This is a genomic window from Clostridium sp. RTP31139st1_H3_RTP31139_211217 (assembly GCF_040227035.1).
Classification (GTDB): domain Bacteria; phylum Bacillota; class Clostridia; order Clostridiales; family Clostridiaceae; genus Clostridium; species Clostridium saudiense.
Window position 1 is genome coordinate 1 of sequence record NZ_JBCOAB010000088.1, and the last position, 5127, is coordinate 5127.

The 5127-nt window shown below is 28.6% G+C and carries 6 protein-coding genes and 1 pseudogene; 6 read left to right on the plus strand and 1 reads right to left on the minus strand.

The window, feature by feature from the left end; all coding sequences use genetic code 11:
* Positions 1–357 precede the first annotated feature (357 nt).
* Positions 358–1065 carry a hypothetical protein gene (locus ABUA17_RS18335; protein WP_055277993.1) on the plus strand — a complete coding sequence of 236 codons (708 nt, stop codon included), beginning with the start codon at positions 358–360 and terminating at the stop codon, positions 1063–1065.
* 134 nt (positions 1066–1199) lie between these two features.
* Here the strand turns inward: ABUA17_RS18335 and ABUA17_RS18340 are convergent, their stop codons facing one another.
* Positions 1200–1577, minus strand: coding sequence for a peptidoglycan-binding domain-containing protein (locus ABUA17_RS18340; protein ID WP_349819641.1), 378 nt, complete (start codon positions 1575–1577; stop codon positions 1200–1202).
* Between the two features lie 257 nt (positions 1578–1834).
* Here ABUA17_RS18340 and ABUA17_RS18345 point away from each other — a divergent pair, with 257 nt between their 5' ends.
* The 5 genes and pseudogenes from ABUA17_RS18345 to ABUA17_RS18365 all read left to right on the plus strand — a co-directional run.
* Positions 1835–2032 carry a hypothetical protein gene (locus ABUA17_RS18345; protein WP_055277994.1) on the plus strand — a complete coding sequence of 66 codons (198 nt, stop codon included), beginning with the start codon at positions 1835–1837 and terminating at the stop codon, positions 2030–2032.
* Between the two features lie 288 nt (positions 2033–2320).
* A complete protein-coding gene (locus tag ABUA17_RS18350) occupies positions 2321–2641 on the plus strand; it encodes a plasmid mobilization protein (protein WP_055277995.1) in 321 nt (106 codons plus the stop codon).
* A complete protein-coding gene (locus ABUA17_RS18355) occupies positions 2641–3882 on the plus strand; it encodes a relaxase/mobilization nuclease domain-containing protein (RefSeq protein WP_055277996.1) in 1242 nt (413 codons plus the stop codon). The genes ABUA17_RS18350 and ABUA17_RS18355 overlap by 1 nt, the downstream gene beginning before the upstream one ends.
* A gap of 42 nt (positions 3883–3924) precedes the next feature.
* Complete coding sequence (locus ABUA17_RS18360) at positions 3925–4188, plus strand: DUF5839 family protein (protein WP_055277997.1); 264 nt, start codon at positions 3925–3927, stop codon at positions 4186–4188.
* Between the two features lie 231 nt (positions 4189–4419).
* Positions 4420–5127, plus strand: a pseudogene (locus ABUA17_RS18365) (hypothetical protein); the annotation flags it as partial.

Sequence of the window (5127 nt, forward strand, 5' to 3'; positions counted from 1 at the left end):
TTAGCAAACAAAGTGTTATTTAATTAATTTATTAACAAGAATATCAAAAATTAAGGGGCTGAAAATACGAATTTACAAGAAAGTTTATTTATAGTAAACTTTTAAGTGTTTCGGAAACCCTTACAAATGGCTTAAAACCGTAAATTTTAAAAAATAAAAATGAAAAAACTGCGTAGAAGCTTAATTCTGCGCAGTTTTTGGTTTATACAATTGCAATGTGTTAGTTAATCTAATATTAACATGATTTAATTAATTATAGAAAATACGTATTAATTGCCCAAGCGAGTTTATAATATAATGCATTTATGGTATAATTTAACAATAATATTAAAACAAAAAAAGAGAGGGGGTTACAATATGAGATATACAATATATAACTTAAAAAAAAAGGGTAAAAATTCATTTTTCTTTTTATTAATAGTGATTTTAGTTGCTACTATAATTCTTTCAACCAGTATGTTTAATTTATGGGGAGAAAAAGTTAGTAAGTTCATTATGGGAAACTCTGAAAAACAATTAAACATAATAGAAGAGAAGAATCAAAACTTTAGTGATTTATCAGCAAGGTTTTTAATTATGCAAATGGGAGCTTATAACTCTAAGGAAGGAGCTATACAACAATGTGATACATTAAAAAGTGTTATTAATTCTTTTGTAATTGAAGATGATAGTAAGTTTAAAATTTTTACAGGTATATATGATGAAGAAAATTTTAGTGAGATTGAAGAAAAAATTGTTTCAAATGGAATTGATGCCTTCAAAATTACCTATGAGATAACTATTGATGAAGAATCTACCTATGAATTAATAGAAATAATTAAAGCTCATATCCAACATTTAACGAATCTTACTAAATCTAATGTTGAATCAATAGAAACTGAGCCTTTTAAAAATTGGATTGCTATGCTTCCAATTGTAGATGAAAATAGTAAAAACTATGCATTACTCGAAGAATATAAAGAGTACATTAATGAACTTCCTTCGAAATTACAAATTGATAAATTAGAAGAAAACTATATTTATATATATAATATTTTAAATAAAATAGGAAATAAGAAGATTTAAATAGAAGATAATATATATTACATTAATAATTTTTAGATAAATCATAAATAATAAGAGCTCATTCATAATAATTAATATGTTAAATATTATGAATGAGCTCTTATTATTTATTTTACAAAAAATTATTATATAATTTATCTGCCATATAAACTATTCCATGTATTTGGACCTATAATACCATCTGCTGATAGGCCTTTAGATCTTTGGAATGATACAATAGCATTATAAGTTTTGGGACCAAATATACCATCCAAAGTGATATTATATCCATTTTTCCTTAAAAGATATTGTGCAACATATACCGCGTCTCCACTTGTTATGTTATTATAACCAACATAGTCTGAATATATATATGCTTTATGACGAACATCATTAAGGTCAATTACAAATATAAATTCACCTTTACTATCTTCACCTATACCAGATATGAAGAAGGATGCTTTTGTATCTATGGAATCGTCTTCTACATTTGTATTATAAGAATTTGTACTAGCAAATACTTGTGTTGATATTGAAGATACTAAGCAACATAATAATAATAATGTTGATACTTATTTAAATAAGTTTTTCAATTTTACTCCCCCTAAAAATAAATCTATAATTGGTATACTTGTAAATTATAACATAAATTACATAAAAAGTGAATAAAATTATTATTTATCAGAAAATAATTTAAATAATATTATAAGGATAGTTTATAAAAACTTAGTAAAATATTATAAGTAAATCAAATAATTTACAATGATGTACAACCTAAAAATCTTGTTTTATGAAGAAAAACAAAGAATTTAAATTAATTAAAAATGGTTATATATTTGAGTACAATTATAATTTTGGACATATTAACGTAGAGAATGAATTAACTGATGAATGTGAAGATTGTATTGAGGTTGGAAGGGGAATTATATTTCCAGACAAACAAAGCTTTGAAGTAAAATGTAATAAATGGTTAATAAAAAGAAGATAGAGCAATAATAAATTTATTGACAATAAATAAAGGGAATTATGAGTAAAAAATTAGTGTCAGCAAAATTGGAGCAGTACGGACTAGGTTAATTTTATCTGATTAGCAGACAAGTATTTTTTACTCATAATTCTCTTTTCAGTTGAGGGCTTGATATAATTATACTTTATAGGTAACATATAATTATATATTAGAGAGCGAGATGCGTGTTTGTCATACAAAACACTACTCGCTTAGAGGGGAAACCCTCCAAGACCACCCTAAAAATATTTCAAAATCGAGGTGATAATTTTGAAATCAGAGAAAGTCAAAAGACTAAATTGCAGAGTATCAGAAGATGAATATAAAAGGTTTGAAAAGAAGGTCGAGAAATCAAAACTCACTAAAAGTGAGTTTATGAGAAAGGCAATTTTAGAAAAAGAAATTATAGTTATTGATGATATTAAAGAGCTTGTTTTAGAGATGAAAGCTATAGGAATTAATCTTAATCAATTAACTAGAAAAGTTAATAGTGGAGAGATAGAAAATATTAAAGAGCTTCAAGAAATGAAAATAGAGCTTGATTATGTATGGAGAGAAGTTCTTCAAGCCTTAAAGAAGGTGAATGAGTAATGGCAGTTATTAAAAGAATAGCCTCAAAGGCTACACCTAAAAAAATAGTAAGTTATTTAACCCAAGAGGAAAAGACAGAAGAAAAACTTATAGGGGGGAAGGATTGCGACCCTTATAATGTAGTTAATGACTTTAATATGACCCAAGAGCTTTATGGAAAAACTGGAGGGGTAAAATATCATCACATAATACAGAGCTTTAGTCCTGAAGATAATATAACCCCAGAAAAGGCTCATGAAATAGGCAAGGAACTTGCAGATAGCCAATTTAAAGGCTTTGAGGTATTTGTAGTAACACATAAAGATAAAGACCATATACATAACCATTTAGTGGTTAATAGCGTTAGTTTTGAAAATGGACTAAAATACAATGCCAGTAATAAGAGCCTATGGGATATAAAAAGAGAAAGTAATAGGCTATGCGAGAGAGAAAATTTAAAGACCTTAGACCTAGAGCATAAGGCAGAGAAAAGGATTAGTAGTGCCGAAAAGAGGATAATGGATAGAGGGCAAATCCCTTGGAAAGATGAATTAAGACAGATAATAGATATAGCAAGGGAAAGAACAAAGGATTTACAAAGTTTTAGGGAGTTTTTAGAGAGAAACTTTGATATAGAAACTAGAGTAACAAAAAACAGTATAAGTTATAAGCACCCCGACCATGGGAAAGCCATTAGGGGGAGGAGCTTAGGAGATAGGTACAATAAGGAGGAATTAGAGAATGAGTTTAATGGACAAGAAAAATCAATTTTTAGAGATGGAGAAAGAGGAACAAATTTCGGATATGAAGGAATTTCAAACCCTGATAAAGAATTTGAACGCAGAGCAGACAGTCTTGAACAACAGATTAATAAAGACCATAGACTTAATCGAGAAAGAGAGAGAGCTATACAAGAGCAACGAGAAAATAAGAGAAGAGAAGAACAAGGAACTAAGCGAGAAAACACAAGAAGCCTTCAAGATAATGACAAAGAAATCAGAGGAACTGAAAGAGCTTCATCAAGAGAAGTTAGAAAAGGCTTTGAAGGAAGTAGAAAATATAAAGAAATATCACATGGAAATGATGAGAGTATTAAGTCAGACAGTATCTCAAGTAGAGAGAATAGACAAACTGAATTGGAAGGACAGAGTAAAACAATATACAATTCAAACGGGAATAACGTTAGGAGCAATACTGATAATCCTAGGATCATACCAGTTAATAAGCCTAATAAAGTAAGAGCTTGGGATATGGAAAGATAATACTATATTTGATATATAGCTAAGATAATAGGAGGGAAATTTATGAAAGTTATAGAGGGATTTCATATTAAAAAAATTCAAAGAGGAACTAAAAAGGGACAAGACTATATAAACCATAATAAGAGGTATGTGTGGAAGATACCAGAAAGACTGGAAGGTCAAATAGAGAAAGGTGATATTGTTTGGGTTCACGCTAAAAAAGACAATAAAGATATTAAAGCTAGAGTTTTAGTGGTAGATGTATTAGAGAATAATGATGGAGCATTAAGGAGTGTTATAAAGATTGCTAAGAAATGCAATAAATAGTGTAATATTCGATATATATCTAATATGACATTTACTTTTCAATTTTACTATAAGGGGCATTTGGCCCTTTTTCTAAAAATAAAAAAGGTACCAAATTTTAAGAGCTATATGGAGGAGCTTACACTGTAGATAAATTATATTATACCTTGTTGTCAATAGATGGAAGAAAATTCATTGTCTAACAGGTAAATATAAAGTAAAATAAAATAGTCCAACAAAGGAGGTGAAGTAATGGTACAAGCAGTAAGAGAATTAGATAGATATAGTAAATCAGAAATTGAAGAATGTTCAGAGCTATTGAAATATATTTATGTGAATAATGATGAATGTTTTGTAAGGGTTTTGAATAAGACTACAGGAAAAAATAAAGTATATCCAACAAGCTCATTAAAAGACCCAATGAAGTTAAGACAAGTAATTAACTCATTTGGTAGAGAAGATATATTATTTAGCTTAAATCCATTTAGAACTATGGATAGAGCTACAAGGAGCAATCTATTTTGTATCAATGCAATTCCAGTTGATGTTGATTATAAAAATATTAAGGAGCTTAAAGAGTTAGAGCCACATCAAGTAATAAAATTATTAGAAATGGACTTCTTTGAGAGGAAGATACCTACCCCTAACTTTGTAGAGTATGGAAATCAAATAAGACTTATATATAGCGTTGAAACTTGCTATATACCTAAGTTTAGGGATAATGTGGTAACACTAGCTAGAAGAATTTCAGAGGTGTTCTCACAAGAGTTAAAAGAGTATGGAGCAGAAAAGCAGAACCTAGAAAGTTATTTTAGAATACCAGGAAGTATTAACACTAAGAATGGAGCAGAGATTAAAGTATTTTCTTATGATGATTCAGTAAGATATACTCTAAACGAATTACAAGAGCTATGGCTTGATGAATTACCTAAGTGGTATAAGAAACGTAAAGGGCGTGTA